This is a genomic window from Pseudomonas sp. B7 (genome assembly GCF_016735645.1).
GTDB lineage: Bacteria > Pseudomonadota > Gammaproteobacteria > Pseudomonadales > Pseudomonadaceae > Aquipseudomonas > Aquipseudomonas glycinae.
Map to the genome: position 1 here is coordinate 60386 of NZ_JAERRE010000016.1, position 25464 is coordinate 85849.

Annotated in this window: 25 protein-coding genes; 19 read left to right on the forward strand and 6 right to left on the reverse strand. The window is 59.9% G+C overall.

Annotated features, from left to right (window positions below; genetic code table 11):
• The first annotated feature begins 116 nt into the window (after positions 1–116).
• Both copI and queF read left to right on the forward strand, forming a co-directional pair.
• Positions 117–650 (forward strand): copper-resistant cuproprotein CopI, encoded by a 534-nt coding sequence (copI, locus tag JKA62_RS27465; RefSeq protein WP_011335178.1) that lies wholly within the window; start codon positions 117–119, stop codon positions 648–650.
• 61 nt (positions 651–711) lie between these two features.
• Positions 712–1542, forward strand: a complete 831-nt coding sequence (gene queF, locus JKA62_RS27470) for an NADPH-dependent 7-cyano-7-deazaguanine reductase QueF (protein WP_201820406.1) — start codon at positions 712–714, stop codon at positions 1540–1542.
• A gap of 64 nt (positions 1543–1606) precedes the next feature.
• On the opposite strand, the gene JKA62_RS27475 is transcribed toward queF, so the two are convergent.
• Positions 1607–1870, reverse strand: a complete 264-nt coding sequence (locus JKA62_RS27475) for a DUF4404 family protein (RefSeq protein ID WP_011335176.1) — start codon at positions 1868–1870, stop codon at positions 1607–1609.
• Between the two features lie 108 nt (positions 1871–1978).
• Positions 1979–2599 (reverse strand): hypothetical protein, encoded by a 621-nt coding sequence (locus JKA62_RS27480; RefSeq protein ID WP_064381073.1) that lies wholly within the window; start codon positions 2597–2599, stop codon positions 1979–1981.
• Between the two features lie 186 nt (positions 2600–2785).
• Here JKA62_RS27480 and JKA62_RS27485 point away from each other — a divergent pair, with 186 nt between their 5' ends.
• From JKA62_RS27485 to rssC, 3 genes are all read left to right on the forward strand, one after another.
• Positions 2786–3475 (forward strand): MlaA family lipoprotein, encoded by a 690-nt coding sequence (locus tag JKA62_RS27485; protein ID WP_011335174.1) that lies wholly within the window; start codon positions 2786–2788, stop codon positions 3473–3475.
• Between the two features lie 322 nt (positions 3476–3797).
• Complete coding sequence (gene rssB, locus JKA62_RS27490) at positions 3798–4979, forward strand: two-component system response regulator RssB (protein ID WP_041475374.1); 1182 nt, start codon at positions 3798–3800, stop codon at positions 4977–4979.
• Positions 4979–5461, forward strand: a complete 483-nt coding sequence (rssC, locus tag JKA62_RS27495) for an anti-sigma factor antagonist RssC (protein ID WP_003226553.1) — start codon at positions 4979–4981, stop codon at positions 5459–5461. Before rssB ends, rssC begins: the two co-directional genes overlap by 1 nt.
• Before the next feature lie 73 nt (positions 5462–5534).
• Here rssC and tal read toward each other — a convergent pair whose 3' ends face one another.
• Positions 5535–6461, reverse strand: coding sequence for a transaldolase (tal, locus tag JKA62_RS27500; RefSeq protein ID WP_201820409.1), 927 nt, complete (start codon positions 6459–6461; stop codon positions 5535–5537).
• Between the two features lie 188 nt (positions 6462–6649).
• Entirely contained in the window at positions 6650–7594 is a 945-nt protein-coding gene (locus JKA62_RS27505; RefSeq protein WP_201820413.1) for a glycosyl hydrolase family 5, read from the reverse strand.
• 290 nt (positions 7595–7884) lie between these two features.
• Here JKA62_RS27505 and JKA62_RS27510 point away from each other — a divergent pair, with 290 nt between their 5' ends.
• Genes JKA62_RS27510 through JKA62_RS27545 form a run of 8 tightly spaced genes read left to right on the forward strand, consistent with a single transcriptional unit; the run spans position 7885 to position 17371 of the window.
• Complete coding sequence (locus JKA62_RS27510; protein ID WP_085748355.1) at positions 7885–8325, forward strand: low molecular weight protein-tyrosine-phosphatase; 441 nt, start codon at positions 7885–7887, stop codon at positions 8323–8325.
• 38 nt (positions 8326–8363) lie between these two features.
• The gene (locus tag JKA62_RS27515; RefSeq protein ID WP_201820416.1) at positions 8364–10586 is read left to right on the forward strand and encodes a polysaccharide biosynthesis tyrosine autokinase; all 2223 of its coding nucleotides are present in this window, start codon (positions 8364–8366) and stop codon (positions 10584–10586) included.
• A 41-nt stretch (positions 10587–10627) separates the two neighbouring features.
• A complete protein-coding gene (locus JKA62_RS27520; RefSeq protein ID WP_102718177.1) occupies positions 10628–11704 on the forward strand; it encodes a glycosyltransferase in 1077 nt (358 codons plus the stop codon).
• A gap of 14 nt (positions 11705–11718) precedes the next feature.
• Positions 11719–12831 (forward strand): polysaccharide pyruvyl transferase family protein, encoded by a 1113-nt coding sequence (locus JKA62_RS27525; RefSeq protein ID WP_039772772.1) that lies wholly within the window; start codon positions 11719–11721, stop codon positions 12829–12831.
• Positions 12828–14060: a polysaccharide biosynthesis C-terminal domain-containing protein gene (locus tag JKA62_RS27530; protein ID WP_201820420.1), complete on the forward strand. Its 1233-nt coding sequence runs from the start codon at positions 12828–12830 to the stop codon at positions 14058–14060. Before JKA62_RS27525 ends, JKA62_RS27530 begins: the two co-directional genes overlap by 4 nt.
• On the forward strand, positions 14051–15154 hold the full coding sequence (locus tag JKA62_RS27535) for a hypothetical protein (RefSeq protein WP_011335164.1): 1104 nt from the start codon (positions 14051–14053) through the stop codon (positions 15152–15154). The genes JKA62_RS27530 and JKA62_RS27535 overlap by 10 nt, the downstream gene beginning before the upstream one ends.
• Positions 15155–15166: 12 nt before the next feature.
• Positions 15167–16210, forward strand: a complete 1044-nt coding sequence (locus tag JKA62_RS27540; RefSeq protein WP_201820423.1) for an acyltransferase family protein — start codon at positions 15167–15169, stop codon at positions 16208–16210.
• Between the two features lie 12 nt (positions 16211–16222).
• Positions 16223–17371, forward strand: a complete 1149-nt coding sequence (locus tag JKA62_RS27545; RefSeq protein WP_201820426.1) for an SGNH/GDSL hydrolase family protein — start codon at positions 16223–16225, stop codon at positions 17369–17371.
• Positions 17372–17374: 3 nt separating this feature from the next.
• On the opposite strand, the gene JKA62_RS27550 is transcribed toward JKA62_RS27545, so the two are convergent.
• The gene (locus tag JKA62_RS27550; RefSeq protein ID WP_085748361.1) at positions 17375–17782 is read right to left on the reverse strand and encodes a mannose-1-phosphate guanylyltransferase; all 408 of its coding nucleotides are present in this window, start codon (positions 17780–17782) and stop codon (positions 17375–17377) included.
• A gap of 47 nt (positions 17783–17829) precedes the next feature.
• Positions 17830–18663, reverse strand: a complete 834-nt coding sequence (galU, locus tag JKA62_RS27555; RefSeq protein ID WP_085613139.1) for a UTP--glucose-1-phosphate uridylyltransferase GalU — start codon at positions 18661–18663, stop codon at positions 17830–17832.
• A gap of 379 nt (positions 18664–19042) precedes the next feature.
• Between galU and galE the strand changes: the two genes are divergently transcribed.
• From galE to JKA62_RS27585, 6 genes are all read left to right on the forward strand, one after another.
• Complete coding sequence (gene galE / locus JKA62_RS27560) at positions 19043–20059, forward strand: UDP-glucose 4-epimerase GalE (RefSeq protein WP_041475373.1); 1017 nt, start codon at positions 19043–19045, stop codon at positions 20057–20059.
• Between the two features lie 227 nt (positions 20060–20286).
• Complete coding sequence (locus JKA62_RS27565) at positions 20287–20523, forward strand: hypothetical protein (protein ID WP_003226528.1); 237 nt, start codon at positions 20287–20289, stop codon at positions 20521–20523.
• Positions 20524–20613: 90 nt separating this feature from the next.
• On the forward strand, positions 20614–21729 hold the full coding sequence (locus tag JKA62_RS27570; RefSeq protein ID WP_172829496.1) for a polysaccharide biosynthesis/export family protein: 1116 nt from the start codon (positions 20614–20616) through the stop codon (positions 21727–21729).
• An 11-nt stretch (positions 21730–21740) separates the two neighbouring features.
• Positions 21741–22406 (forward strand): YjbF family lipoprotein, encoded by a 666-nt coding sequence (locus JKA62_RS27575; RefSeq protein ID WP_080770671.1) that lies wholly within the window; start codon positions 21741–21743, stop codon positions 22404–22406.
• The gene (locus tag JKA62_RS27580) at positions 22403–23167 is read left to right on the forward strand and encodes a capsule biosynthesis GfcC family protein (RefSeq protein WP_041475371.1); all 765 of its coding nucleotides are present in this window, start codon (positions 22403–22405) and stop codon (positions 23165–23167) included. The genes JKA62_RS27575 and JKA62_RS27580 overlap by 4 nt, the downstream gene beginning before the upstream one ends.
• The gene (locus JKA62_RS27585) at positions 23164–25242 is read left to right on the forward strand and encodes a YjbH domain-containing protein (protein ID WP_201820429.1); all 2079 of its coding nucleotides are present in this window, start codon (positions 23164–23166) and stop codon (positions 25240–25242) included. The genes JKA62_RS27580 and JKA62_RS27585 overlap by 4 nt, the downstream gene beginning before the upstream one ends.
• The last annotated feature ends 222 nt before the right edge of the window (positions 25243–25464 follow it).

A 25464-nucleotide genomic window follows, 5' to 3' on the forward strand; every position in this document is an offset into this window, starting at 1 on the left:
GGGCTCACGCGGTGAGCGCCAAACTGACAAAGTTGTAATCTCTCTGTCAGGTCGCTGCCAGCGCAGGCGGGCTAGAGTTTCCCACAGGCTGAACCTTGATTTATTGGAGTACGACTATGTTTTTGCGCAACCGTCTGGCCCTTGCCGCGTGTCTGCTGGCGCTGAGTTCGCCGCTGTGGGCGTCGCCGGCGCACACCTATGACTTCGGCCAGCCGGCCCCGGCGGCCAAGGCCACCCGCAGCATTGAAGTGGTGATGGGCGACATGAGCTTCGATCCGAAGGCGATCGAGATCAAGGCCGGTGAGACCGTTCGTTTTGTGCTTGTGAATAAAGGCCAGTTGTTGCACGAATTCAACCTCGGCGACGCAACGATGCATGCCAAGCACCAGCAGGAAATGTTGCAGATGCAACAAAGCGGCATGCTGACGCCGACCGGCATGAAGGAAATGTCCCACGACATGGCGGGCATGGATCACGCCGCAATGGGCCATGGCATGAAGCACGACGACCCCAACAGCGTGCTTGTCGAACCGGGCAAGACCGCCGAGTTGACCTGGACCTTCAGCAAAGCGGTGAACCTGGAGTTTGCCTGCAATATTCCCGGGCATTACCAAGCGGGAATGGTCGGCAAACTGACTGTCAGTCAGTAAGCACTCAAAGGCGGAAGCAAAGGCTGGTAGAATCCGCTGATTCTTCAGTCAGGTTTCCGCCATGCATCCCGCAGCCGAACATTCGCCGCTGGGCAAATCCAGCGAATACATCGCCACGTACACGCCGTCCCTGCTGTTCCCGATCCCGCGCACCGCGAAATGGGCCGAATTGGGCCTGACCGCCGAGACCCTGCCGTATAAAGGCGTGGATTTCTGGAACTGCTTCGAACTGTCGTGGCTGCTGCCGTCGGGTAAACCGGTGGTGGCGATCGGTGAATTCAGCATTCCGGCGGATTCGCCGAACATCATCGAATCCAAGTCGTTCAAGCTGTACTTGAACTCGCTGAACCAGACGCCGTTCGCCGACACCGCGAGCCTGGAAGCGACGCTGGTCAAGGATTTGTCCGCTGCCGCCGGCAAACCGGTGGGCGTGCGGGTTCGCAGCCTGAAAGACGTCGAAGCCGAAGGCGTCGTGGCGCTGCCGGGCGTGTGCATCGACGATCTGGATATCAGCGTCAGCAACTACGAACACCCGCGTCCTGAGCTGCTGCGCTGCGACGATTCGCGGGTGGTGGAGGAGAGCGTGCACAGCCATCTGCTCAAATCCAACTGCCCGGTGACCAGTCAGCCGGACTGGGGCAGCGTGGTGGTGGAATACCGTGGCGCGGCGCTGGATCACGCCAGTTTGCTGGAGTACATCGTCAGCTTCCGTCAGCACTCGGACTTCCACGAGCAGTGCGTGGAGCGGATCTTCCTCGACCTGCAGCGCCTGCTGAAGCCGGAAAAACTCACGGTGTTCGCGCGTTACGTGCGCCGGGGCGGGCTGGACATCAACCCGTACCGCAGCACTGAAAGCGTGCAACTGCCGAACCACCGTCTGGTTCGTCAGTAACCCGCCTCGCGGACATGAAAAAGCCCTGCCAGTGATGGCAGGGCTTTTTTGCATTCGCGGGGTCTCAGATGCCCATGCTGACCAGGGAATTCATGATGTTGCGCAGTGTGCCGGCGATGGTGGGGTGATCAACTTCAAAGCGCTCAACGGCCAGGTTCACACCATCGGCAATGTTGGAGTCCTTGGTTTTGGTTTCCAGTTCAAGTTCCAGTTCGATCTGTTTCATCAGGGCATGTAGATCAGCGCGCTCGGCTTCGGTCAGCGGAGGATTTTGATCCAGTTGCTCGCGCAGGGCATTGAGCTGTTTCTGCAGTTCTTGAGCGGGCATGGTTGTTTCCTTTTATCGAGAGGCACTGGCATAGACCGCAGCCGTGCGCCAAAGGTCTATGGCTCTCCTTAAGACTAATCCACTCTTGGCCAACCTGCATGATCCCGGTCAGGGCTTTTCGCCTTTGAGGCGGCGCAGGTTGATGTCCGCCAGACAAGTGTCGAGTTCGCCCAGATGATCGATCACCGAGTGCACGCCCAGGCCGAACAGCTGCACCGTCGCCTTGCCGCGCAGCTGTTCGCGTTCTTTCTGGCTCAGGGCCTGCCATTCGCTCGGCGCCAGGCCGCACAGTGAACCGCAGGACGCCAGGCCGATGGTCCACAACCCGGCATTCAGGCCCGATTGCAGCAGGCGCGGTTCGCCGCTGACCAATACGCAACCGTCGAGGCGACCGACATTCAAGCCCATCAGCGCTTGCCAGCAGGCGTTTGGCGCCGGCCATGGATTGATTGTTGCCGAATGTTGCGACGGTTTGATCCAGTCAGGCAGTGTGGATGACAGCACTTGAGTGAAGCTTGCAGACAACTCATCCAGCCAGGCGCAGGGAATTTGCTGGCGCTGCAGGCTGCGCAGGCTGTCCAGGGCGCCGGGTGTGACGTCGGCGTGTTCCGGGCCGACGCTGGTGTGATGACGGGCGCGAGCGCCGAAGTCCACCAGACAGCCGCTGAGTCCGAACAGCACGGCGGTCAGCGTCGGTGCCGCGAGGGGCAAGGCTTCGGCTTGAGGCATGGAAAACGTCCCTGAAATAGCGATCAGGCTAGGCAACATCGGTGACAGTTGCATGACAGGCCAGTGACGAAGCGTCCTACAGAGGGTTTCACCGGGGGAACTGCCTAAAGTGCCGTTTCCGTCTTATACTGACGCACTAATCGCCGCGGCCCAGGTGCTGCGTCCGTACTATCCAAGGAGTTTTCTATGCGCTGGAGCCATCCTCTTGCTCAGCTTTGTGTATGTGCCAGCGTGATGCTGGTGCCGTTCGCCGCTCAAGCCGCAACGGAAGAAGACCCTTGGGAAAGCGTCAACCGTCCGATCTTCCAGTTCAACGATTTCGTCGACACCTATGCGCTGAAGCCGCTGGCGCAGGGCTACGAATTTGTTACTCCGCAATTCCTGGAAGACGGCATCCACAACATGTTCCGCAACGTCGGTGATGTCACCAACCTGGCGAACAACATTCTTCAGGCCAAACCGGCTGCGGCTGGCGTCGACACCGCGCGCCTGATCTTCAACACCACCTTCGGCCTGCTCGGATTCTTCGACGTCGGCACCAAAATGGGCCTGAACCGCAGCGACGAAGACTTCGGCCAGACCCTCGGCTACTGGGGCGTCGGCAGCGGTCCTTACGTGATGCTGCCACTGATGGGCCCGAGTACCCTGCGCGACGCGCCGTCCAAGTACGTCGACAGCTTCACCGGCCCGTACCGCTACATCAACGATGTGCCGGTGCGTAACTCGATTTTCGGCCTGAACATCGTTGATACCCGCGCCAGCCTGCTGTCGAGCGAGAAGCTGATCAGCGGCGACAAGTACACCTTCATCCGCAACGCCTACCTGCAGAACCGCGAGTTCAAGGTCAAGGACGGGCAGGTCGAAGACGATTTCTGATCTCGGTTGATCGGTATGAAAGGGCGGCCGCGAGGTCGCCTTTTTTGTGGGCGCGTCCAATGATTGGGTTACGGTTGAAGCCGTTCTTATAACTGCGAGTGATTTGACAAACAAAGTCTCCAAGCGACCATCGGCGCATGCTTGAAACACTCGAAGGATGGGAGTACCGTCTGCGCCTTAGAAGGGCACCTCTGGTGCAACCGTGTGCGGGGCAAACGCTCCGAAGCGGTGCAGCAGAGAGGCTAGAAAGCGAATCCAGTAGTCTGTGCCGGGCCGTTGCCCCGCCTGCTACGCCAACCTAATTCTGGCGCCGTTTGCCCACATGCCAAAAACCAGTGCCACGCTGCTGATAATCGATGATGACGAAGTAGTGCGCGCGAGCCTCGCGGCCTATTTGGAAGACAGTGGTTTCAGCGTCTTGCAGGCCAGTAACGGCCAGCAGGGTCTTCAGGTATTCGAGCAAGACACGCCCGACTTGGTCATCTGCGATCTGCGCATGCCGCAGATGGGCGGTCTCGAACTCATCCGTCAGGTCACTGAGCGGTCACCGCAGACTCCGGTGATCGTGGTCTCGGGCGCCGGCGTGATGAACGACGCGGTCGAGGCCCTGCGCCTGGGCGCGGCGGATTACCTGATCAAGCCTCTCGAAGATCTGGCCGTGCTCGAGCATTCCGTGCGCCGGGCCCTGGATCGTGCGCGCCTGCTGCTGGAAAACCAGCGCTACCGCGAGAAACTGGAAAAGGCCAACCGCGAACTCGAAGCCAGCCTGAACCTGCTCCAGGAGGACCAGAACGCCGGTCGCCAGGTGCAGATGAACATGCTGCCGGAAAGTCCGTGGGCCATCGACGAGTTCAGGTTCGCGCACCAGATCATCCCGTCGCTGTACCTGTCGGGTGATTTTGTCGACTACTTCCGCGTCGACGAGCGCCGGGTGGCGTTCTACCTGGCGGACGTTTCCGGTCACGGTGCTTCTTCGGCGTTCGTCACCGTATTGTTGAAGTTCATGACCACGCGCTTGCTGTTCGAATCCAAGCGCAACGGCACGCTGCCGGAATTCAAGCCTTCGGAAGTCCTCGGTCATATCAACCGGGGGCTGATCAGTTGTAAGCTGGGTAAACACGTCACAATGGTCGGTGGAGTCATCGACGAGGAGACCGGTTTGTTGACCTATAGCATCGGCGGCCATCTGCCGTTGCCTGTGTTGTACACGCCTGACAGTGTTCGCTACCTCGAAGGGCGCGGTCTGCCGGTGGGGCTTTTCAACGAAGCCACCTACGAAGACCACGTGCTCGAGCTGCCACCGACGTTCAGCCTGACGCTGATGTCTGATGGCATTCTGGATCTTTTGCCAGAGCCCACACTCAAAGAGAAAGAAGCCGCTTTGCCGCAAAAGGTGAAGTCGGCGGGCGGCAGCCTGGATGGTCTGCGGCAGGTTTTTGGATTGGCCACGCTAGGGGAGATGCCGGATGATATCGCCCTGTTGGTGTTGAGCAGGAATCTTTGATGAGTACCGGTAGAATCCAGTTCGCCGAGCAGGACGGCACCTTCGTCCTGAAGTTCGTCGGTGAAGTTCGCCTGACCCTGTGTTCGGCGTTGGATGCGACTATTGAAAAAATCTTCACCGCGCTGAATTTCAACGCGATCGTGATCGATTTGACCGAAACCCGCAGCATCGACAGCACCACCCTGGGCCTGTTGGCCAAGCTGTCGATCCTGTCGCGGCAGAAGGTCGGCCTGCTGCCGACCGTGGTCACCACCCACGAGGACATTACCCGTCTGTTGCAGTCGATGGGTTTCGAGCAGGTGTTCAATATCGTTAATCATCCCGTGCCGTGCCCGGAATGCCTTGATGATCTGCCGGATCAGGATCAGTCGGAAGAGGTGGTGCGGATCAAGGTGCTTGAAGCGCACAAGATCCTCATGGGCCTGAACGACTCCAACCGCGAAGCCTTCCATGACCTGGTGAATGCCCTCGAGCGGCATTGATCGATCAATCCGCCAGGCACAAAAAAGGGCGAACCTGTGAGGGTTCGCCCTTTTTGCGTTTGTGCTCGGCTGATTACAGCTTGGCTTGCAGCAGCGCCTCGAGTTTTTCCTGGTCGCGGGCAAACTGACGAATGCCTTCGGCCAGCTTTTCGGTAGCCATCGCGTCTTCGTTGGACAACCAGCGGAATTGCGCTTCGTTGAGGCTCAGGCGCGCTTCGCCAGCATGGCCCGGAGCGAGTTTGCGTTCCAGCTTGCCGGTGTCGGCCGCCAGTTTCTCGATCAGATCCGGGCTGATGGTCAGGCGGTCGCAGCCGGCCAGTTGCTCGATCTGACTGAGGTTGCGGAAGCTCGCGCCCATGACCACGGTCTTGTAGTCATTGGCCTTGTAGTAGTTGTAGATGCGCGTCACGGACTGTACGCCCGGATCGTCGGCACCGGTGTAGTCGTTGCCGTTGGCCTTCTTGTACCAGTCGTAGATGCGACCCACGAACGGCGAGATCAGGAACACGCCGGCATCGGCGCAGGCAGCGGCCTGAGCGAAGGAGAACAGCAGGGTCAGGTTGGTCTGGATGCCTTCCTTCTCCAGGACTTCGGCGGCACGGATGCCTTCCCAGGTCGAGGCGATCTTGATCAGCACGCGGTCACGGCCGACGCCGGCCTTGTCGTACAGTTCGATCAGGCGGTGGGCGCGTTTGAGCACTGCGTCCTTGTCGAACGACAGGCGCGCATCCACTTCGGTGGAAATGCGGCCCGGAATGACCTTGAGGATTTCCTGGCCGACCGCGACGCCGAAACGGTCGCTGGCCAGGCCGACATCGCCCTTGCAGTCGCGCACGCTGGCGTTCAGCAGTTCGGCGTAGGCCGGAATCGCGGCTGCCTTGAGCAGCAGGGAAGGGTTGGTGGTGGCGTCGACCGGTTTGACCCGGGCAATCGCTTCGAAGTCGCCGGTGTCGGCCACGACGGTGGTGAACTGTTTGAGTTGTTCCAGCTTGGAAGTCATGAGCGTGCTCTGTCCTATGGGTCTGGTGACATTACCCGAGCGCCGACAGCCACTCAAGGGCATGTCGGCGTATCGAGCGCCCCGGTGGCAACAACCTGAAAACGGCTGTTTGAAAGGCGGGGCGCGTTATCGATCAATACGATGCCAAAAAGAACCACAGGTTCAAAGCAACCGACCCGCTGTACCGCTCAATCGGCGTTCAAATGCGTCGAGACCGCCGCCTGTGCCGGTTTCGGCTGGCCATCGGAGGTCAGCAGGCCGAAATTCTTCTCCCGGTCGTTGCTCCCCGACTCGCTGTTCTTCCATTCATAAATCGACGTCAGCGGAATGTTGAGTTTTTTAACATCGGCGATGAACGCGGAGATTTTACTGGCTTGCCCTTCCGGCCCACCGTTTGAAGCGAGCGCCGAGATGCCCCATTCACTGATGACGCCCGGCAGATGGAAGTTTTGCTGGATGAAGGTCTGCGCGTTACTGATCTGCGTCGCGGTCATGCCGTAAGGGTGATAGGAAATCGCATCCAGGCACTCAGGATAGGTGCCGAGAATGCTGTTGAGTGCCACGGTCGAGGCGGAGCCGGGCGTCGGCGGGCGGGCGAAACCGAATCCCACCAGGGGCGTCGATTGCGGTTTGCCCTGCAGCGTCTTGCACATGGCCGTCATGAACGGCACGAAGGTGTTTTTGAAGTCTCCGGTGGGCCAGTAGGTGTCGAGATCCGGCTCGTTCCAGATTTCGATCCCCACCAGTTGTGTGCTCCATGCTTGCTCAAGCCCGCTCACCGCGTTGGCGAACGCTTCACCGGCGGTTGTCAGGTCGCCGGTCAACGGCTTGGTGGCGCGCACAGTCATCAAGACTGGTAATCCGGCGGCTCGCGCCGCCGCGAACGCATCGCTGATCTGTTTCTGATAGGCCTTGGCGCCGAGGCTGTCGCTCCACACGCCGAAGCGCACGAAACTGAATCCCGCCGCCTTGATCTGCTCGGCGTCGGCCGGGGTGAAGTTCTGGATCTTGACCTGAACGCCGATGGTTCTGGCGGGCAGTGACGGGAACAACGTGCTGGCGTGAACCTGCGCGGTAGCACTGAGCATCAACAGGGCGGCGGCACCAAGATGTTTGAGATGTGCTGATTTCATGTCGGCTCTCCTGATGAGAATGACATCTAGCGAAGGGTTATCTCGTTACACAGGTTTCGAGGGCAATAAAGAGGCTAAGTGCACGAATGTTATTTTTTGTCGGAAAACTTTCGCCCGAAAATCACAGTTATTTTTAGTCCGGTAATTCTGGTTGGGGGACTTTTAGAGGCCGTGGTACTTAATGCATCGGTATTAAGGGTGAATCTATTTCCGAGTGAAGGAAGGTCTTGCGGGTTCATTCGAATGTGCAAGGCATGTTGGCCGATTGACATTACACGGGAAAGTAAACCTTGTTCAAAAAGATTCTTGTCGTTTGCGTAGGCAATATCTGCCGAAGTCCGACAGCGGAACTTCTGTTGCGCAATGCACTGACACCCTCGGCGATCAGCGTGACCTCCGCAGGCCTGTCTGCACGGGTCGGCGAAGGCATGGAGTCGACCGCGCGCCAAGTGCTGGAAGACCGCGGACACAGTGCCGAAGGGTTCACGGCGCGGCAACTGACAGCGGACATCGTCAATGAATCAGACCTCATTCTGGTGATGGAAAAACAACATGTTAATCAAGTACTGAAGATTGCCTCTCACGCCAGGGGCAAAGTGTTTTTGCTGGGCAAGTGGCAGAGCGAACGAGAAATACAGGACCCGTATCGCCAGGGGCAAGCCGCTTTTATTCATGCCCATGCATTGATTGAAGATGCTGTTAGCTCATGGGCGCAACGCCTGGCGCGTTGATGAATATTCTTCAGTTCAGTGAATGGTAAGAAAGACTTATGCAGTTACCGTCAGTAATAGGCACCCGCGACAACGATCAAGACAGTATTGATCTTCTCGGCATCTTCGGCAGCCTGATCGATCAGAAGTGGTTGATCGGTGCGTTCACCGGCGCATTCATGATGACCGGTGTGGCCTATGCGATTTTGGCCACGCCGGTGTATCTGGCCAACGCGCTGGTGCAGGTCGAACCGAAAAAGAACGACATGCTCGGTTTTTCCGACCTCAACAGCATGCTCGGCGGGCAATCGCCGTCGGTGACCGAAATCGGCATCATCAAATCCCGCGCAGTGATCGGCAAGACGGTCGACGATCTGCGCCTGGATATCGACGTCACCCCCAACACCTTTCCACTGATCGGCGGCTTTCTCTCCCGGCGCTATCGCGGTGAGACCGAACTCAGCGTCGCGCCGCCGCGTTTCGGCCTGAGCAGCTACGCCTGGGGCGGTGAGCGTCTGGAGTTTGCGAAGCTCAATCTGCCCAAGGAACTGCTGGGCAAGAAACTCACCCTGATTGCCGGCGAACAACATCGCTTTCAGCTGTTGGACGACAACGACAACCTGTTGGTAGAAGGCGTGGCGGGCGAAGCCTTCGCCCAGGACGGCGTAGAAGGGCAGGTCGCGCAACTGTTGGCCAACCCCGGGACACGTTTCGAAGTGGTGCGCTACCCGCGCATCGTGACCATCCAGGGTTATCAGGACGCGCTGGACATCTCCGAGCAAGGCAAGGAGTCGGGCATCATCCGCCTGGCCCTGGCCAGCAGCGACGCCGCCGAAGCGGTGAAGATCCTCAACAAGATCGCTTCGCTGTACGTCGATCAGAACGTGCGCCGCACTTCGGCCGAAGCGGCGCAGAGCCTGGCCTTCCTGCAAAGCCAGTTGCCGCAGGTCAAACGCGATCTGGCCAAGGCCAGCGATGCGCTCAACGCCTACCAGACCCACGGCAAGACCGTGAACATCTCGCTGGAAACCCAATCGGTGCTCGGCCAGTCCGTGGCGCTCGAAACGCGGATTTCCGAGCTGAAACTGCAACAGGCGGAGATGGATCGCAAGTTCACCAAACAGCACCCGGCCTACCGCGCGCTGATGACCCAGATCGGTGAATTGACCCAGCAGCAGCGTTCGCTGGAAGGCAAGGTGCAGGACCTGCCGGCCACGCAGCAGGAACTGCTCAACCTGACCCGCGATGTCGAAGTCGCTTCGCAGATCTACACCCAGTTGCTCAACAAATCCCAGGAGCTGGACATCATTCGCGCCGGTGCCGTGGGTAACGTGCGCCTGGTGGATACGGCGGACGTCGACCTGACCAGCCCGGTCAAACCGAAAAAAGCCCTGATCGTGCTGATCGCCACCTTCCTCGGCGCCTTCGTCGGCGTGGCGCTGGTGCTGTTGCGCAAATCCCTGAGCAAGGGCCTGGAAGGGCCGGAAGGCATCGAGCAGCTCGGCTTGCCGGTCTACGCGTCGATCCCCTACAGCGCCCTGCAACAGGAAGAGGACAGCAAAAAAGTCCGGGCCAAAGTCGCGGCGGACACGCCGGCGTATCTGCTGGCCCTGCGCAACCCGACGGACCTGTCCATCGAATCGATCCGCAGCCTGCGCACCTGCCTGCACTTCGCCGCACTGGATTCGACCAACAACCGCATCATGATTTCCGGCCCGAGCCCGCAGGTCGGCAAGACCTTCGTCTCTTCCAACCTCGCAGCGGTCATGGCGCAAAGCGGGCAGCGCGTGGTGCTGATCGACGCCGACATGCGCAAGGGGCATCTGCACAAGACGCTGAACACGCCGATCACCAACGGTTTGTCCGATCTGCTGGTCAAGCGCTGCACCCTCGAACAGGCAATCAACAAGGTCGAAGTCGACAACCTGCACTTCATCAGCCGTGGCCAGGTTCCACCGAACCCTTCCGAGCTGTTGATGCACGCCAATTTCCGCGAACTGCTGGCGCAACTCAGCGAGCGCTATGACGTGGTGATCATCGACACGCCACCGCTGCTGGCCGTGACCGATGCGGCGATTGTCGGTCGCGAAGCCGGCATCAGCCTGATCGTCGCGCGGTTCGGGGTGAACCCGGCCAAGGAAATCGAAATGACGATCCGTCGTTTCGCCCAGAACGGTATCGAGTTGAAGGGCGCGGTGTTCAACGGCGTCGAGAAGCGTGCGGCCAGCTATTACGGCAACGGCAGCTATTACAACTACGAATACGCGTCCGACCAGTCCTGAAATTCAGCGACGGTCCTTACAGGCATGAAAGTGGGTGGGTTGTGAAAAAAATACTGCACGTGGCGGAAACGATCAAAGGTGGGGTGGCGACGGTCATCCGCACGATTTCGGCGGCTCCGGAAGACGGGCGCTATGAGCTGGTGTATCTGGTCCCGCTCGACCAGAAGAAAGAACTGCACGGCATCGATGCACAGCAGATCCGCACCTTCGCCCGAAGCGGGCGGAATGTGCCGTCGCTGCTGCGTTTTGCCTGGCAACTGGCGCGGGTCCTGCTCAAGGAAAAACCCGATGTGGTGCATCTGCACAGCACCTTTTCCGGGGTGATCGGCCGTTGCGTGTGCGTGCTCCTGCGGCCGTGGCGCAAGCCGAAAATCGTCTACTGCCCCCATGCGTTTTCGTTCCTGATGGAAAGCTCGCCGATCAAGCAGAAAGTCTATGCGTGGATCGAGCGGGTGCTGCAGAAGGTCACGGACAAGATCATTTGCGTCAGCCAGTTCGAACTGGACAAGGCCGCGAAGTTTGGCATCGAGCGCAAGCGCATGACGCTGATCTACAACGGCATCGATCACAAGCATGAAGAACGCAAGGCCAACGATCCGGCACCGATTCATCTGCTGTTCGTCGGTCGCCTCGACTACCAGAAAGGCTTCGACGTATTGCTCAAGGCCTACAGCGAAGCAAAACGCAGCGACCTGAAACTGACGGTGGTGGGCAGTGCGGTGAACGAGGACGTCGTCGAATGTCCGCCGCTGGACGGGGTGGAATACCTGCCCTGGGTGACGCCAACCGAAGTGCACGCGCTGTATCAGAAAGCCGATGCGCTGATCGTGCCGAGCCGCTGGGAAGGCTTTGCCATGGTGCCGCTGGAAGGCATGGCTCTGGGCCTGCCGGTGATTGCCAGCGACTGCACGTCGTTGCCCGAATTGGTCACCCATGGTGTGTCCGGTTACGTGTTCCCCGCCGGTGATCACCAGGCGCTGGCCGAGCGCCTGAAGAAAATCCAGAAGCCTGCGTTGTCGGCTCTCGGCATCGAAGGTCGGCGCATCGTCCGCGAGCGTTTCAGCGCCGCGTTGATGATCCGCCAGACCTACGACGTGTATTCCGCTCCCTCTTATTAAGTAGAACTCCGCTCATGAACGTAACGATTTTGCATGGCTACAGTGCCTCCAATTCCGGCGATGGTCTGCTGGTCGATCTGGCCATTGCGCTGGTGCAGCGCAACTTTGGCGAAGACACCGCGATCAGCGTCGTGGCGTCCGATCCGGACTCTTTCAAGTACCTGCCGCACCCGCGTTTCGACGCGCCGGTGATGGCGGCCAAGGGTTTGGGCCGAGTCAAACAGGCGGTGTTTCTCAATCAGTCCTACGCCGGGTTGGCGGATCTGTTGAAGAAAACCGATCTGATCGTCGGTGTCGGCGGCGGCTACATGCGCTCGAAAAGTGCCTTCGAGCACATCAAGCTGAAACTCGGCCACGCCAAGCAGCTGGAAACCGCGATCCTCAGCAAAGTGCCGTCGGTGTACCTGCCGCAAAGCATCGGGCCGTTCCACGGCGACAGCGACAAGATCGTCGGCCATTACGCCAGCGCCGACGCGGTGTTCGTGCGCGATAACCGTTCCTCGGCGCTGTTCGATGCCTGTGAAAATGTCTACCGCGCACCGGACCTCGCGGTGCAGGCGCTGGCCGGCAAGATCCTTCAGCAACCCAAGTTCACCCGCTGCGCCTCGACGCCGGCCACGGTGTGCGTAGTGCTGCGCAAACCGCCCGCGTGGAGCAAGGAAAAGAAACTCGCCTATGTGGCCAACCTGAAAGTGCTGCTGCAGCGTTTGAAGAACAAAAGCAAAGTGGTCTGCGCCGTACAGAGCGCCGTGCGCGGTAATGATGACGGCGCGTTCTATCGCGAGCTGGGCATCACCGAAGACCTGTTGCCGCTGAAGGCAACGCTGGCCAAATACCAACCGGACCTGGTGATTTCCGTACGCCTGCACGGCGCGATCGAATCGCTGCTCTCGGGTGTCCCGGCGTATCACATCAGCTACGAGCGCAAAGGCTTCGGCGCCTATCAGGACATGGGCGTCGAAGACTGGGTCATCAACGGCGGCGACATCAATGTCGACACCATCATCGACACGGTTTACGCGCCTGACGCGCTGTCGAATTTCGGCAAACGCCTGACCGACACCTGCCGTGAGATCGAGGCGAAAACCGTGGCCATGGACGACATCATCAAGGGCGTCATTCGATGATATTCCGGCTGTTGCTGCGGGGCGGGGCACTGGGCGCGAAGTTCTTGCTGGTGCTCGCCATTACCCATTACCTCGGTTACGAGGCGCTGGGTTTTTACGGCGTGGTGGTCGCGGCGTCGTTGATCGCGTCGAAGTTCTACAGCGTCGGTTTCAGTTCCGAAATCAATCGGCTGATCAGCGTGGGCGGCAGTTCGCGACGGGTCGTGGACAAGGTGCTGCTGCTGTACCTGGCTGTGGGCCTGGCGTTGTCGGTGCTGACGGTGGTGATTTATTCACTGTTCCAGTCGGTGGAGGCGACCACCGCGCTGATCGCTTGCGTGACGCTGGTGCTGCTCACCGAACACCTGTCGTTCGAGATCAACTCGTTCGTGTTTTCCGCACAGAAAGCCACGGCGGGTGCGCTGCTGTTTTTCATCAAGACCGGGCTCTGGGCGTTGCTGGCGGTGGGCGGAATGGCGCTCGGCTGGGTGTCGGCAATCGCCAGCGTGTTGTGGCTGTGGGTCATCGCCAACGTGTTGGTGATCGTCGCCGGTTACCTGATCGTGGTGAACGTTCATCGCGGGCGGGAAGAGGGGACGCTAGCCACCGCCGCAGTGTGGAAAGCCGGGCTGCCGTTTTACCTCGGCACTGGCCTGATCGCCCTGAGTCAGTACGCCGAACGCTTTCTGATCATCGACCTCGAACCTTACGCCAGCCTCGGTAAATACGTGTACGCGTGGTCGGCGGCCAACACCTTGCAGGCGTTGTCTTACGCGGTGGTGGCGGTGGTCGGCATTCCGCTGCTCGCCAAGCGTTATCAGGCCGATCAGCAACCGTTCACGGTCCGGCAGTTGTTCGTGAACAAATGGATCGCGCGGTCGCTGGCGGTGTCGGCGGCAGTCGCGGTGGGGATTTATCTGTTCTTCAACGTGGTGCTCGATTACGTCGCCACCAGCGTTCCGCGTCCGGACAACGGCATCCTCGGCGTGCTGATTTTCTCCTTCGCCCTGCGCGCCCTTGGCGACATCGTCTGGGGCGGCTTGATCGCCTCGAAAAACAGTCGGGTGTCCCTGGCCAGCGCGGCCATTTGTCTGCTGGTTTCAGTGCCGGTCAGTTACCTGCTGATCAAGCATTATTCGATCTACGGCGCGGCCTGGGGCAACGTCTTCGCGATCATCGTGCAGCTCGCCGTGATTGCGCTGCTGACTCGTGCCACGCGCGCGAAAAAGGCTGTCGTGTCATGGGCCTGAAACTGCCGTGCATCGAGTTTCGCGGCCGCCGTCTCGATTCGTCGCTGTCGTTCCTGATCCTGTTCACCGGGCTGTTTCTGTCCGTGGCGATGCCGCTGCTGGTGCCGCGCGATCCGGGCCCGGATGCGATGACCCTGTGGTCGTCCTATGCACGGGCCGACAACTGTAATTTCTGGAACCCGTTCTCGCCGGATCGCTCGTCCTACGAGTGTTCGGCATTCCTGCTGCGGCCCACCGGGATCAACCTGACCAACGCCTGGGCCTACGGGATGTTCTGCAACTTTTTCCTCACGGCGATTCCCGTGGTGGTGTTCCGGCGCATGCCGCTGACCATCTTCGGAACCCTGTGCCTGTGGGGCATCGTGCGTTCGTTTTTCCTGGAAAACCTGACCAAGGAAATCATCGTGTCGGTGGCGGTGTTGAGCATTCTGTTCAGCTCGCTGACACGCAAATATCGCGGCGGATTTTTCCTCTCGGCGGTGATCTACGGCGTGCTGATCCGGCCCTACTGGATTCTGTTTTCGCTGTCCTGGGTCGGCGTCTGCGTGATGAAAAAGTACGTCTCGCGCACGACTTTCTTTCTGATGCTGTTCCTGTTCTACCTGGCGGTTGCGATGGCGATCCAGTTGGCGCTGGGCTTTCCGGTGTCGTCGATTCGCGCCAGCAACAACGAACTGCGCACGGCGGGCGAAGAGGGGTCCAAATCGCTGATCGTCTCGTGGCTCAGCGGCAGCGACTTCGTCTCGCAGGCCCTGGACTCGATGATCATTTTCTTCCGCTTGTCGTTTCCCGTTGAGCTGATCCTGCTGTCGGGGCCGGGCCAGGTGATCTTCGTCGCGTTGATGATCATGACCGCGCTGCTGCTGTTCAAAGTCATCACCTCGACCGATTACAAGGGTGCGCCGATCCAGACCAAACCCAAGGAACTGATCGCGATTCCGCTGGCATTCCTGCTGGTTCAAGGCTTGTTCGAACCGGACTTCGGTTCGTTCGCCCGGCACTTTTCGATGGTGGTGCCGGTGCTGTTCGTGGGCCTGGGGTTGATGCTGCGGGCGAACAAACCGGTGAAGGTTGAATCAAGAATTCTGAATTGAGGCGGGTGCTTTATGTCGAGCAAGAAAAAGTCCCTGGAGATCGAAACCCTGCGTGGCCTGGCGTGCCTGTTGCTGGTGCTTTATCACGTGATCGGGCCGTTGGGCGGTGGTTTGAAAATCGACATCGGCTCGCCGTTCCGGGTGATCGCTGATTCGATGGTGTACGTGCGCATGCCGCTGTTCACCTTCATCTCCGGCTACATCTATTCCATCTACAAGATTCGCGGCAATGACTTTTCCGCGTTCTTCAGCGGCAAGGTGCGGCGCCTGATCGTGCCGCTGTTTTGCGTTGGTGTACCGTTCTCGGTGTTGCAGGCGGTCGGGCCGGGCGTGAACAAGGACGTCAGCGTGATGGACGCGCTGTTGTCGTTCTACGTGCCGATCAACCACTTCTGGTTTCTGCAGGCGGTGTTCATCATTTTCATGTTCGTCGGCCTGCTGGAGTGGCGCGGTTTGTTGCGTACACCGACGCGCCTGTACCTGTTGTTCGCCTTCTCGGCGGCGGTGTTCCTGTTGCCGCCGTTTCCCGTGGATGCGTTCGGCATCAACGGGGCGATTTATCTGCTGCCGTTCTTCGTGGCGGGCATGATCGGCCAGGAGAAAGTCAGCGAGCTGAAGCAGACGTTCAAGGTGATCGGCCCGCTGGTGTTTGTGCTGATCTCGCTGACGCTGCTGTACGTGGCGGCGGTGGATCGCGAGCTGATCGTCGACCGCCGCAGCCTGATCGGCCTGACGGTGGGCTGCGTGTCCTGCATCGCGTTGCTGTCGAGTGACATGCGCTCGAAGGCGCTGACCTGGCTTGGCGGTTACTCCTACGCGATTTTCCTGTTTCACGTATTGTTTGCCGCTACGTCGCGCTCGATCCTCGGCCGCTTGGGCGTGAAAGACGAAAGCGTGCTGGTGTTCTGCGGCGTGACGTGTGGCTTGCTCGGGCCGGTGGTGTTGTCGATGATTTTCAGCCGGTTCAACTTCACCTCCGTGCTGTTCCTAGGCGAACGTGCCGCGACCAAGAAGAAACCGGCGGCGACCATTGCGCCGGTGGCGCAGATCCGATGAAGGAATCGATTCATGCTGGCTGTTGATGATGTGCCGCCGGTGGCGGTGTCGGTGGTGCAAGTCGGCGACGCTCGCGAGCGGTTTGGCCAGTGGCGTGAAGGCAAGGCCGGCAAGGTCTTGTCGATCTCGGTGATCGGCGACAGCTACAGCGCCGGGCAGGATTTCTACCTGAACAAACTGGTGCAGCGGGTGGCCGGGGAGGTCGGGTTTGCCGGGCCGGGTTATGTCGGCTTCAACCACGGTGCAGCGCTGGGCGGCACGCATTTCAAGTACACCCGCAGCAGCGAGAAATACTTCGGCGGCGACTGGCAGGTCTCCGGCCTCGGCCAGGCCAGCCCCGACAGCCGCACGGTGACCGGCGGGCCCGGCGCCTGGCTGCAAGTCGAGGCCAGCCCGACGCCTGCCATCAACACCGCCGTCACTCAGGCGAAACTGCTCTACCTCGGCAACGGTGAGTCCAGTGAATTGCGTTATCGCTGGTCACCTTCCGCCGACTGGCAGCCGTTGAAACTCGCAGGCGAGGGCGTTCAGGAAGTCCCGCTTCCCGGCACGTCGTCCGCGACCGATTGGGCTTTCAGACTGGAAGTGGTGAAGGGCGCGCCGACCCTGTTCGGTCTGTGGCTGAGCAACGATCAAAACGGGGTTCGGGTATCGAAACTGGCCGCGTCGGGTGCGGCATCTGCTGATTTCTATCACGACGATGCTCGCTGGCAGGCGCAGTGGAAAGCCGTGGTATCGAAGATACCCGCAGACATTTACCTGATCATGCTCGGTGGCAACGATCAGGGTTTTGGCGTAAAGCCTGAGCAGTATCTGCAGAATGTTCAGGGTCTGGTCGGCATGCTCCGCGAGATTCAACCGGCGGCAAGCATCAACCTGATCCTGCGTCAGGACACCACCCGCTCCAGCGCCTATCCGATGTCGGCTTATGCGCAGGTCATTGAGCCCTGGGCCCGCGAACAGCAGCTGGGTTATGCCAATCTGCAATGCGCGTTCGGTAGCGACGTCAAACGCTACGCAGCGGCCATGATCGGGCCGGACAAGATTCATCCGGTGCCGGCCACGGGCGGGCGGGTGATTGCCGATTACTTCTATCGTTGGGTCGTGGGCGGACAGCAAAAAGTCTCGCCACAGGACAGCTGTGGCGAGACTTCGAAGTAGCCGTCAGTTGTCGAACAGATCCAGATGGCTCAGCAGCTCTGCGGTTTTCTGCGGCATCAACTGCGTCACGCAACGGGTTTCCACGTTGACGATGATCGCCGGGTCGTTGCAGCAAATCCGCACGCGAAAACGCCAGTCGCTGAAAATCACTTTCAGGCCGTCGCGGTCATCGACCTCCAGCGCCTGTTCGCCGTAGATCCGTTTCAGGTGGGCGAGCAGGGGATACGGATCACGCATCGGTCGGCGTATGTCCCCGGACGACGGAAACACGCCGAGGCGGTCGACCAGCAGCAGGGTGCCCAGCCACGGGCCATTGGCGCTGGGCAATGGCTGATGGCGGGATAACCAGCTCATCACCCCGAGGTTGTCCACCTCACGTTCAATCTCTGCGGAATGTTGTGCAATGTTCATGGTTGCCTCGTTGGATGTGCGTGCTGCAATGAATCAGTGGGGGCCGCTCAGCGGCCCTTCAGGTAAACGTTGTCGTAGCAGAAGTTGGTCGCCTGCAGGTAACCCTCGGCGTCGCCGCAGTCGAAGCGCAGACCCTTGAACTTGTAGGCCAGCACGCAACCGTTCTGCGCCTGTTTCATCAAGGCGTCGGTGATCTGGATTTCGCCGCCCTTGCCCGGCTCGGTGTCGGCGATCAGGTCGAAGATGTCCGGCGTGAGGATGTAGCGGCCGATGATCGCCAGGTTCGACGGTGCGTCTTGCGGGGCCGGTTTTTCCACCATGTGGTTGACCCGGTAGATGCCCTCGGAAATCGCCTCGCCGGCGATCACGCCGTACTTGTGGGTCTGGTCGCGCGGGACTTCCTGGATGGCGACGATCGAGCAGCGGAATTTCCTGTACAGCTCGATCATCTGCGTCAGTACGCCGTCGCCTTCGAGGTTCAGGCACAGGTCGTCCGCAAGCACCACGGCGAAGGGCTCGTCGCCGATCAACGGGCGGCCGCTGAGAATCGCGTGGCCCAGGCCTTTCATTTCCACCTGACGGGTGTAGGAGAACGTGCAGGTGTCGATCAGCTCGCGAGTGCCGGCCAGGAACTTCTCTTTCTCGGTGCCACGAATCTGGTGCTCGAGTTCGTAGCTGATGTCGAAGTGGTCTTCCAGTGCGCGCTTGCCCCGGCCGGTGACGATGGCCATGTGTTGCAGGCCGGCGTCCCGTGCTTCTTCAACGGCGTATTCGATCAACGGCTTGTTGACGATCGGCAGCATTTCCTTGGGCATGGCTTTGGTGGCCGGCAAGAAACGCGTGCCATAACCGGCAGCGGGGAACAAACATTTACGGATCATAAAAGTTTCCTGGTCATTCATGGCGCACTGCCATCGTTTATTGCAATAACGAAAGGTTGCAAGTTATTGAAGCTGTACTTTAATACCTGACTCGGGAGATGAGTGGCAAATAGCAATGAGTGTAAAACACGACAATGTTATGAGATGTCGGTTTTGCAGTTATTGGTTATTTTTAGTCGGCATCCGTTGATAGTGATGAATGCGCGAGAGTGCTAATAAGTACCAGGCAATACAGTTTGGCTTGTAAAAATATTTATAGCCAGTGATTGAACTGTTTTTGTTTCTGGTTGTTGTCGCGCTGTTTGTGTGAATCAAGACACACATTAAACAAACAGCGCTTGACACGCGAGTTGGCACTTTTCCCACTATGGACCGCGCTATGAAGATTCTGGTAACGGGTGGCGCCGGCTATATCGGCTCGCACACCACACTTGCACTACTTGAAGCAGGTTATGAAGTTGTAGTTCTGGATAATCTTTGCAACAGCAGCGACGCCGCCTTGCACGCGGTGGAAGCCATTTGCGGCAAAAGTGCGCTGATGATTCGCGGGGATGTCTGTGACCGGGCCCTGCTGGACCGGATTTTCCAGCAGCACGCCATCGATGCCGTGCTGCACTTCGCCGGGCTCAAGGCCGTGGGCGAGAGCGTGCGCAAGCCGCTCGAATACTACGAAACCAACGTCAGCGGCAGCATCACGCTGTGCCAGGCAATGGCAGCGGCGGGGGTGTTCCGGCTGGTGTTCAGCTCGTCCGCCACGGTCTACGGCGAGCCGGCGCAGATGCCGATCCGCGAGGATTTCCCGACCGGCACTCCGACCAATCCCTACGGCCAGTCCAAGCTGATCGTCGAGAACGTGCTGCGCGACCTGTGCCAGTCCGAACCGCGCTGGAGCATCGCGCTGCTGCGCTACTTCAACCCGATCGGCGCGCATCACAGCGGCCAGATGGGCGAAGACCCCAACGGCATTCCGAACAATCTGGTGCCTTACATCAGCCAGGTGGCGGTCGGCAGCCTCAAGGAGTTGTCGATCTTCGGCGACGATTACCCGACGGTCGACGGCACCGGCGTACGTGATTACATCCACGTCGTCGACCTGGCGGACGGGCACCTGAAAGCCCTGCAAGCCATCGCCGACCGTACCGGCATTCATACCTGGAACCTCGGCACCGGCGACGGCTACAGCGTGTTGCAGGTACTGCGGGCTTTCGAACAGGCCTGTGGGCAGCCGGTGCCTTACCGGGTGATGCCACGGCGTTCCGGGGATATCGCCGAGAGCTGGGCCGACGCTTCGAAGGCGGCGAAGGAACTCGGCTGGAAAGCCACGCGCAACTTGCAGGACATGGTCACCGACACCTGGCGCTGGCAATCGAATCATCCCCGGGGTTATCAGGGATGATGGCGTTTTAGTGCAATGTTAGTTTCAGTCAGGTTGTTAGATATCGTCGGGAAATTAGACTGGCAATGCCTTTTGCAAGTCCGTAGATATAAACCTGCCGTTCGACTTTTATCAGTTGCGTAAGACTGTGAAAGAACAACGGATCTTGTTCGCGCTTTTTGCGACTTGAACTCTACCACCTCTAACCAACACCCGATGTTCAGGTGCGATGTTAGAAAGGAGTTGATATGAAGAAAGTGATGGCGATCGCCCTGTTGACGATGTTGAGCAACTGGGCCTCCGCAGCTGAAGCGCCGCTTACAGCAGTGACCAATGTATCTGGCAGTGTCGCGGCTTCTACAGCGCCTGCTGCCAGTACTGCCATGGTCGCCAGTGCTGTCGCGGCGTCCAACAGTGGTGGAAGTGCCAACGGCGGTACAACGGGTACCACCGGTACCACGGGTACAACCGGCACGCACAACTAACTGAAGTATCTGTTGGTGCAGTACAGGGTCGCCCGACGAAAGTCGGGTGACTTTGTTTTTGGATTCGCCCTTGAATAGCGTAGTGCCATTATGACCCGTCGTTTTTCTCTTTTATTGTTGGCAAGTATCGCTTTGCAAGGTTGCATGTTCTCCCCCGGCCAGTACCTGAGCACCAGTAGCATCACGCGCCAGGGCGCCAGCGAAAGCAGCCGGGTCGAGCTCATTCCGATCACCCCCAAGCTCATCGCCATGAACCGCGCCACGTACAAGCGTGAGTCGGTGCCGGCGGAGTTGTTGGCGACCCCGGCCGAATACCGCATCGGCAGCAACGATGTGCTGTACATCACGGTCTGGGATCATCCCGAGCTGACCGCCCCTTCGGGTGCGCAGCAGCAGATCGACGCCAACGGTCGTCTGGTGCGTTCCGACGGCACCTTGTACTACCCGTACATCAAGGAAGTCCAGGCCGCCGGCAAAACCATCCAGCAACTGCGCTCGGACATCGAGCAACGCCTCTCGGCGTTCATTGCCGAGCCACAAGTGGATGTCGCGGTGCTGCGTTTCGCCAGCCAGAAAGTCGTGGTCTCGGGCGCCGTCACCAAGGCCGGCCCCCAGGCGATTTCGACCAACCCGCTGAGCGTGGTCGAAGCCCTCGGCTCGGCCGGTGTCGATACCAACAATGCCGACTTGTCCGGGCTGATGCTGACGCGCAACGGGCGGGTCTATCCGCTCAATCTCGATGCGCTCAATCAGCAGGATTCCGAATTGCAGAACGTCTACCTCAAGGGAGGCGATCAGCTGTATCTGCCGTACAACGACAACAAGCGCATCTACGTGATGGGCGAGGTCAACCAGCCCCGTGCGCTGAGCTTCAAGACTGCCACCATGAACCTGTCCGACGTACTCGGCTCGGTCGGCGGCTTGAGCCAGACCACCTCCAACGGCAACGCCGTGTACGTGATTCGCGGGGTGGAAAACCTCGATGTCGAGCCGGCGAAAATCTACCAGCTGGAAGCCGAATCGCCGACCGCCATGGCGCTCGCTTCGCACTTCGAAGTGCGGCCCCAGGACGTGGTCTACGTCGGGCCTGCCAACGTGACTCGCTGGAATCGCCTGATCAGCCAGTTGGTGCCGTCGGCATCGATTGTCGGGACGGGGGCTTCCGCTGCGAAGAACTGGAGCGAATACAGTAACAACAGCAAATAAGGCCGCCGACTGTGAAAACGTTGAAAGTGGGCGTGTGCCTGATGGCGGCCGTGTTGCTCAGTGGCTGCAATCCGCTGATGAGCGCTTCGTTGAACAACCTCAAATCCGCCGTCATCGGGCCGGATGAACTGGACGTGTCGGCGGAGCAGGTCGCGGGGGTCAAGTATCCCCAACTCAAACTGACCACGCCGTCCGGCTCCGGGGTGTTGGCGCTGGTGCGCGAGCGCGAGGACCTGCAGTTCTGGGTCGCCTCCGGCAAGCAGGTGCTGCTGATGCGCGACGGCCTGGCCATGCGCACTGTGGGCCTCGGCGTGGAGGGCGATCTGGACGGCACGCGTCTGTCCGATGACTCGCCGTTCAAACAGGGCCTGCATCGCATCACCGACGGCTACACCAGCCGCCGCTGGATCGACCTCTACAAGGGCCAGGAAGTCGGGATCATCGTCAACAGCCGCTTCTCCCGAAAGTCCCTGGAAACCCTCGACATTCTCGACAAGGAATACTCCGTGCTGCGCGTCGATGAGCAGATTGACGCGCCGGCCATCGGTCTGCGCGCGACCAACCGTTACTGGGTCGATCCGGTGGACGGTTTCATTGTGCAGAGTGAACAGCAACTGACCTCGCAGTTGCGGGTCAGGATCGTGCAACTGACCCCTGACCGCAGGCATGTCCCGTGAAGCGGCTCAGAGCGCTCTCGGCGTGCCTGATGTTGCTTGCCGGTGCCAGCGAGGCAGCGGTCATCGTCAGTGGTGATGTTGCCAACCCAGGCCCGATCGAATTGCCGGCGGGCGGGCGTTTGCGCGATGTGATCGGCGAGGCCGTGCCGAATGCCGAAGGCTACTGGCTGGCGGGTGTGCTGTTGCGTCAGTCGCTGCTGGAAGAACAGACGCGGCTCAAGGTCGGCGTGCTGTTCGATCTGGATGTGCTGCAGCGCATGGCCATGCTGTTCGACAAGCCTAGTCGGGCGGCGCTGGCCCAGCGCCTGGCCGAGCAGGTCCGGCAGATGCCGGTGACCGGGCGGCAGATCGCCGATCTCGATCCGGTGGCGGTGGAAGTCGGCTTTGCCCGCAACATCCGTCTCGACGATGGTGATCAACTGATCTACCCGAAACGGGTCGACGAAGTCGAAGTGCTGGGCGCGGTCGCCGAGCCGTGCCGCCTGCCTTATCAGCCGTTGCAGGAGGCCCGCGAATACCTGCAGGGCTGCACGTTGCTGGAGGCCGACGCCGATGCCGATTATCTGTGGCTGATCCAGCCCAACGGCGAATCGCGGCGGGTCGGCATCGCCCACTGGAACCGCGAGAGCGGGCAGATGCCCGTGGCCGGCAGCAAGATTCTGGTGCCGGTGAAAAACGATGATCTGGATCCGCCTGTCCCTGAACTGAATCAGCAGTTGGCCGAATTGATTGCCACGCAGTTGGCTGAGGTGGTTCGTTGAATTTGCGTTTTGCAGCTGTGTTGTTATTGCCGTGTGGCCTGGTGCATGCCGAGCCACGGATTACCCAGAATGACTTCGGCGGCGTCGGTCTGTTGCAGACCCCGACCGCGCGCATGTCGCCCGCCGGTGAGTTGAGCGTCAACGCCAACCGCACCGAACCGTACAGCCGATACAGCGTTTCGTTGCAGCCGCTCGACTGGCTGGAAGGTTCGTTTCGCTACACCGCCATCACCAACCGTCCGTACGGTTCCGAAGCGCTGAGCGGCAGCCAGAGCTATAAGGACAAGGCGGTCGACGCCAAGGTCCGGCTGTGGCAGGAAAGCCACTGGGCGCCGGAAGTGGCGCTGGGCTTTCGAGACATCGGCGGTACCGGTTTGTTTGCCAGTGAATTCTTCGTGGCCAACAAGCGTTATGACAACTTTGATTTCAGTGCCGGCATCGCCTGGGGTTACATCGGTAATCGCGGCGATGTCGACAACCCGTTGGGTTCGATCAGTGACCGCTTCAACACTCGCCCTGACCTGGAAGGCACCGGTGACGTCAACGCCGGGTCGTACTTTCGCGGCAAGCCGTCGTTTTTCGGCGGCGTGAGTTACCAGACGCCCTGGGACCGCCTCAGCCTGAAACTCGAATACGAAGGCAACGACTACAAGCACGAGCCCAAGGACAATATCATCAAGCAGGACTCGCCGATCAACCTCGGTGCGGTGTTCAAGGTGACCGATTCCGTCGATCTGAGCGCAGCCTGGGAGCGCGGCAACACGGCGATGTTCGGCATCACGTTCCACACCAATTTCGTCAGCCGCAAGGCCCCGGCCAAGACCTTCGACCCACCGGCCGAACCGCTGCCGGCCAAGGCGCCAACCGCGACCATGGAAGAGGTCAACTGGGCCGACGTATCGCGCCGTTTGCAGCAGAACGCCGGCTACAAGGTCGAGCGCATCACTCAGCGCGATTCCGAACTGATCGTGTACGGCGAGCAGCAGCGCTACTTCCATTCGCCCAAGGCCGTCGGCCGCGCGAGCCGGATTCTCGACAACAGCGTCAACGACGACATCGACTGGTTCACCGTGGTCAACAAGCGCTACGACCTGCCGCTGGAAGAAACCAGCGTGCCCCGGCAGACCTTCCGCGAAGTGATCAACAACGAGGAGCCGTTGGAGTCGCTGCACCGCACCACCGAGATCAACCCGGCAATGCCGCGCAACGAGGAAACCCTCTACACCGAAGCGCCGCAGCACTTCAATTACGGCGTCGGCCTGGGCTTCAAACAGAACGTCGGCGGCCCCGATGGCTTGCTCTATCAGTTCACGGCGGATCTGGACGCCGAGTACCGCTTCAACCGCAACACCTGGTGGAACGGTCTGCTGAGTCAGAACCTGATCAACAACTTCGACAAGTTCACCTACGACGCGCCCAGCGGCCTGCCGCGTGTGCGCACCGACTTGCGTCAGTACCTGACCACGTCGGACACCACCATGCCGCTGTTCCAGGTCAGTCATGCCGAGCAACTGGACAAGGATTTGTACGGCATGGTCTACGGCGGTTATCTGGAGTCGATGTTCGCCGGGGTCGGGGGCGAGGTGCTGTTTCGTCCGACCGGCAAGCGCTGGTCGATTGGTGCGGACCTGAACTACGTGCGTCAGCGTGAATTCGACCAGGGTTTCGGCCTGCAGGATTACTCGGTCTGGACCGGTCACATCACCGGCTACACCGACCTGCCGTTCGACACGCTGGCCGCGGTCAGCGTCGGCCGTTACTTGGCGGGCGACTTTGGCGGCACGGTGGATATCTCTCGCGAGTTCTTCAACGGCGTACGCTTTGGCGCCTGGGCGACCATCACCACCGCCGGCAGCGCCGAGTATGGCGAGGGTAGTTTCGACAAGGGGCTGTACCTGTCGATTCCGTTCGACGAAATGATGAGCATGTCGACCATGCGCCGCGCCAACCTGGTGTGGGCACCGCTGACCCGTGACGGTGGCGCGCGGCTCAACCGCAGCTTCCAGCTGCATTCGATGACGGACAGTCGGGAAGGGGACATGTTTTACCGCAACTTCGGGAAGATTACCGAGTAGGTTCGGGGGAAGGGCAGTTAAAGCGGGAGCCTGATGGCTCCCGTTTTGGTTTGTGGTGAAGGGTGATCTTGATGCAGCCGTGATTGCTGTGGGAGTCGGTGTGTTCCAGGTTCAAACCTGATGTTGAATGATCCGGCGCCTTCGCGGGCAAGCCCGCTCCCACAAGTTTCGAGGAGTGGCGAAGATTACGGCATCACCTAAAAACCTGTGGGAGCGGGCTTG

Bases quoted from the DNA above. Each gene is read 5' to 3' on its own strand.
- copI (WP_011335178.1), top strand. From the start codon at position 117: ATGTTTTTGCGCAACCGTCTGGCCCTTGCCGCGTGTCTGCTGGCGCTG.
- queF (WP_201820406.1), top strand. From the start codon at position 712: ATGCATCCCGCAGCCGAACATTCGCCGCTGGGCAAATCCAGCGAATAC.
- JKA62_RS27475 (WP_011335176.1), bottom strand. From the start codon at position 1,870: ATGCCCGCTCAAGAACTGCAGAAACAGCTCAATGCCCTGCGCGAGCAA.
- JKA62_RS27480 (WP_064381073.1), bottom strand. From the start codon at position 2,599: ATGCCTCAAGCCGAAGCCTTGCCCCTCGCGGCACCGACGCTGACCGCC.
- JKA62_RS27485 (WP_011335174.1), top strand. From the start codon at position 2,786: ATGCGCTGGAGCCATCCTCTTGCTCAGCTTTGTGTATGTGCCAGCGTG.
- rssB (WP_041475374.1), top strand. From the start codon at position 3,798: ATGCCAAAAACCAGTGCCACGCTGCTGATAATCGATGATGACGAAGTA.
- rssC (WP_003226553.1), top strand. From the start codon at position 4,979: ATGAGTACCGGTAGAATCCAGTTCGCCGAGCAGGACGGCACCTTCGTC.
- tal (WP_201820409.1), bottom strand. From the start codon at position 6,461: ATGACTTCCAAGCTGGAACAACTCAAACAGTTCACCACCGTCGTGGCC.
- JKA62_RS27505 (WP_201820413.1), bottom strand. From the start codon at position 7,594: ATGAAATCAGCACATCTCAAACATCTTGGTGCCGCCGCCCTGTTGATG.
- JKA62_RS27515 (WP_201820416.1), top strand. From the start codon at position 8,364: ATGCAGTTACCGTCAGTAATAGGCACCCGCGACAACGATCAAGACAGT.
- JKA62_RS27525 (WP_039772772.1), top strand. From the start codon at position 11,719: ATGAACGTAACGATTTTGCATGGCTACAGTGCCTCCAATTCCGGCGAT.
- JKA62_RS27530 (WP_201820420.1), top strand. From the start codon at position 12,828: ATGATATTCCGGCTGTTGCTGCGGGGCGGGGCACTGGGCGCGAAGTTC.
- JKA62_RS27535 (WP_011335164.1), top strand. From the start codon at position 14,051: ATGGGCCTGAAACTGCCGTGCATCGAGTTTCGCGGCCGCCGTCTCGAT.
- JKA62_RS27540 (WP_201820423.1), top strand. From the start codon at position 15,167: ATGTCGAGCAAGAAAAAGTCCCTGGAGATCGAAACCCTGCGTGGCCTG.
- JKA62_RS27545 (WP_201820426.1), top strand. From the start codon at position 16,223: ATGCTGGCTGTTGATGATGTGCCGCCGGTGGCGGTGTCGGTGGTGCAA.
- JKA62_RS27550 (WP_085748361.1), bottom strand. From the start codon at position 17,782: ATGAACATTGCACAACATTCCGCAGAGATTGAACGTGAGGTGGACAAC.
- galU (WP_085613139.1), bottom strand. From the start codon at position 18,663: ATGATCCGTAAATGTTTGTTCCCCGCTGCCGGTTATGGCACGCGTTTC.
- galE (WP_041475373.1), top strand. From the start codon at position 19,043: ATGAAGATTCTGGTAACGGGTGGCGCCGGCTATATCGGCTCGCACACC.
- JKA62_RS27565 (WP_003226528.1), top strand. From the start codon at position 20,287: ATGAAGAAAGTGATGGCGATCGCCCTGTTGACGATGTTGAGCAACTGG.
- JKA62_RS27570 (WP_172829496.1), top strand. From the start codon at position 20,614: ATGACCCGTCGTTTTTCTCTTTTATTGTTGGCAAGTATCGCTTTGCAA.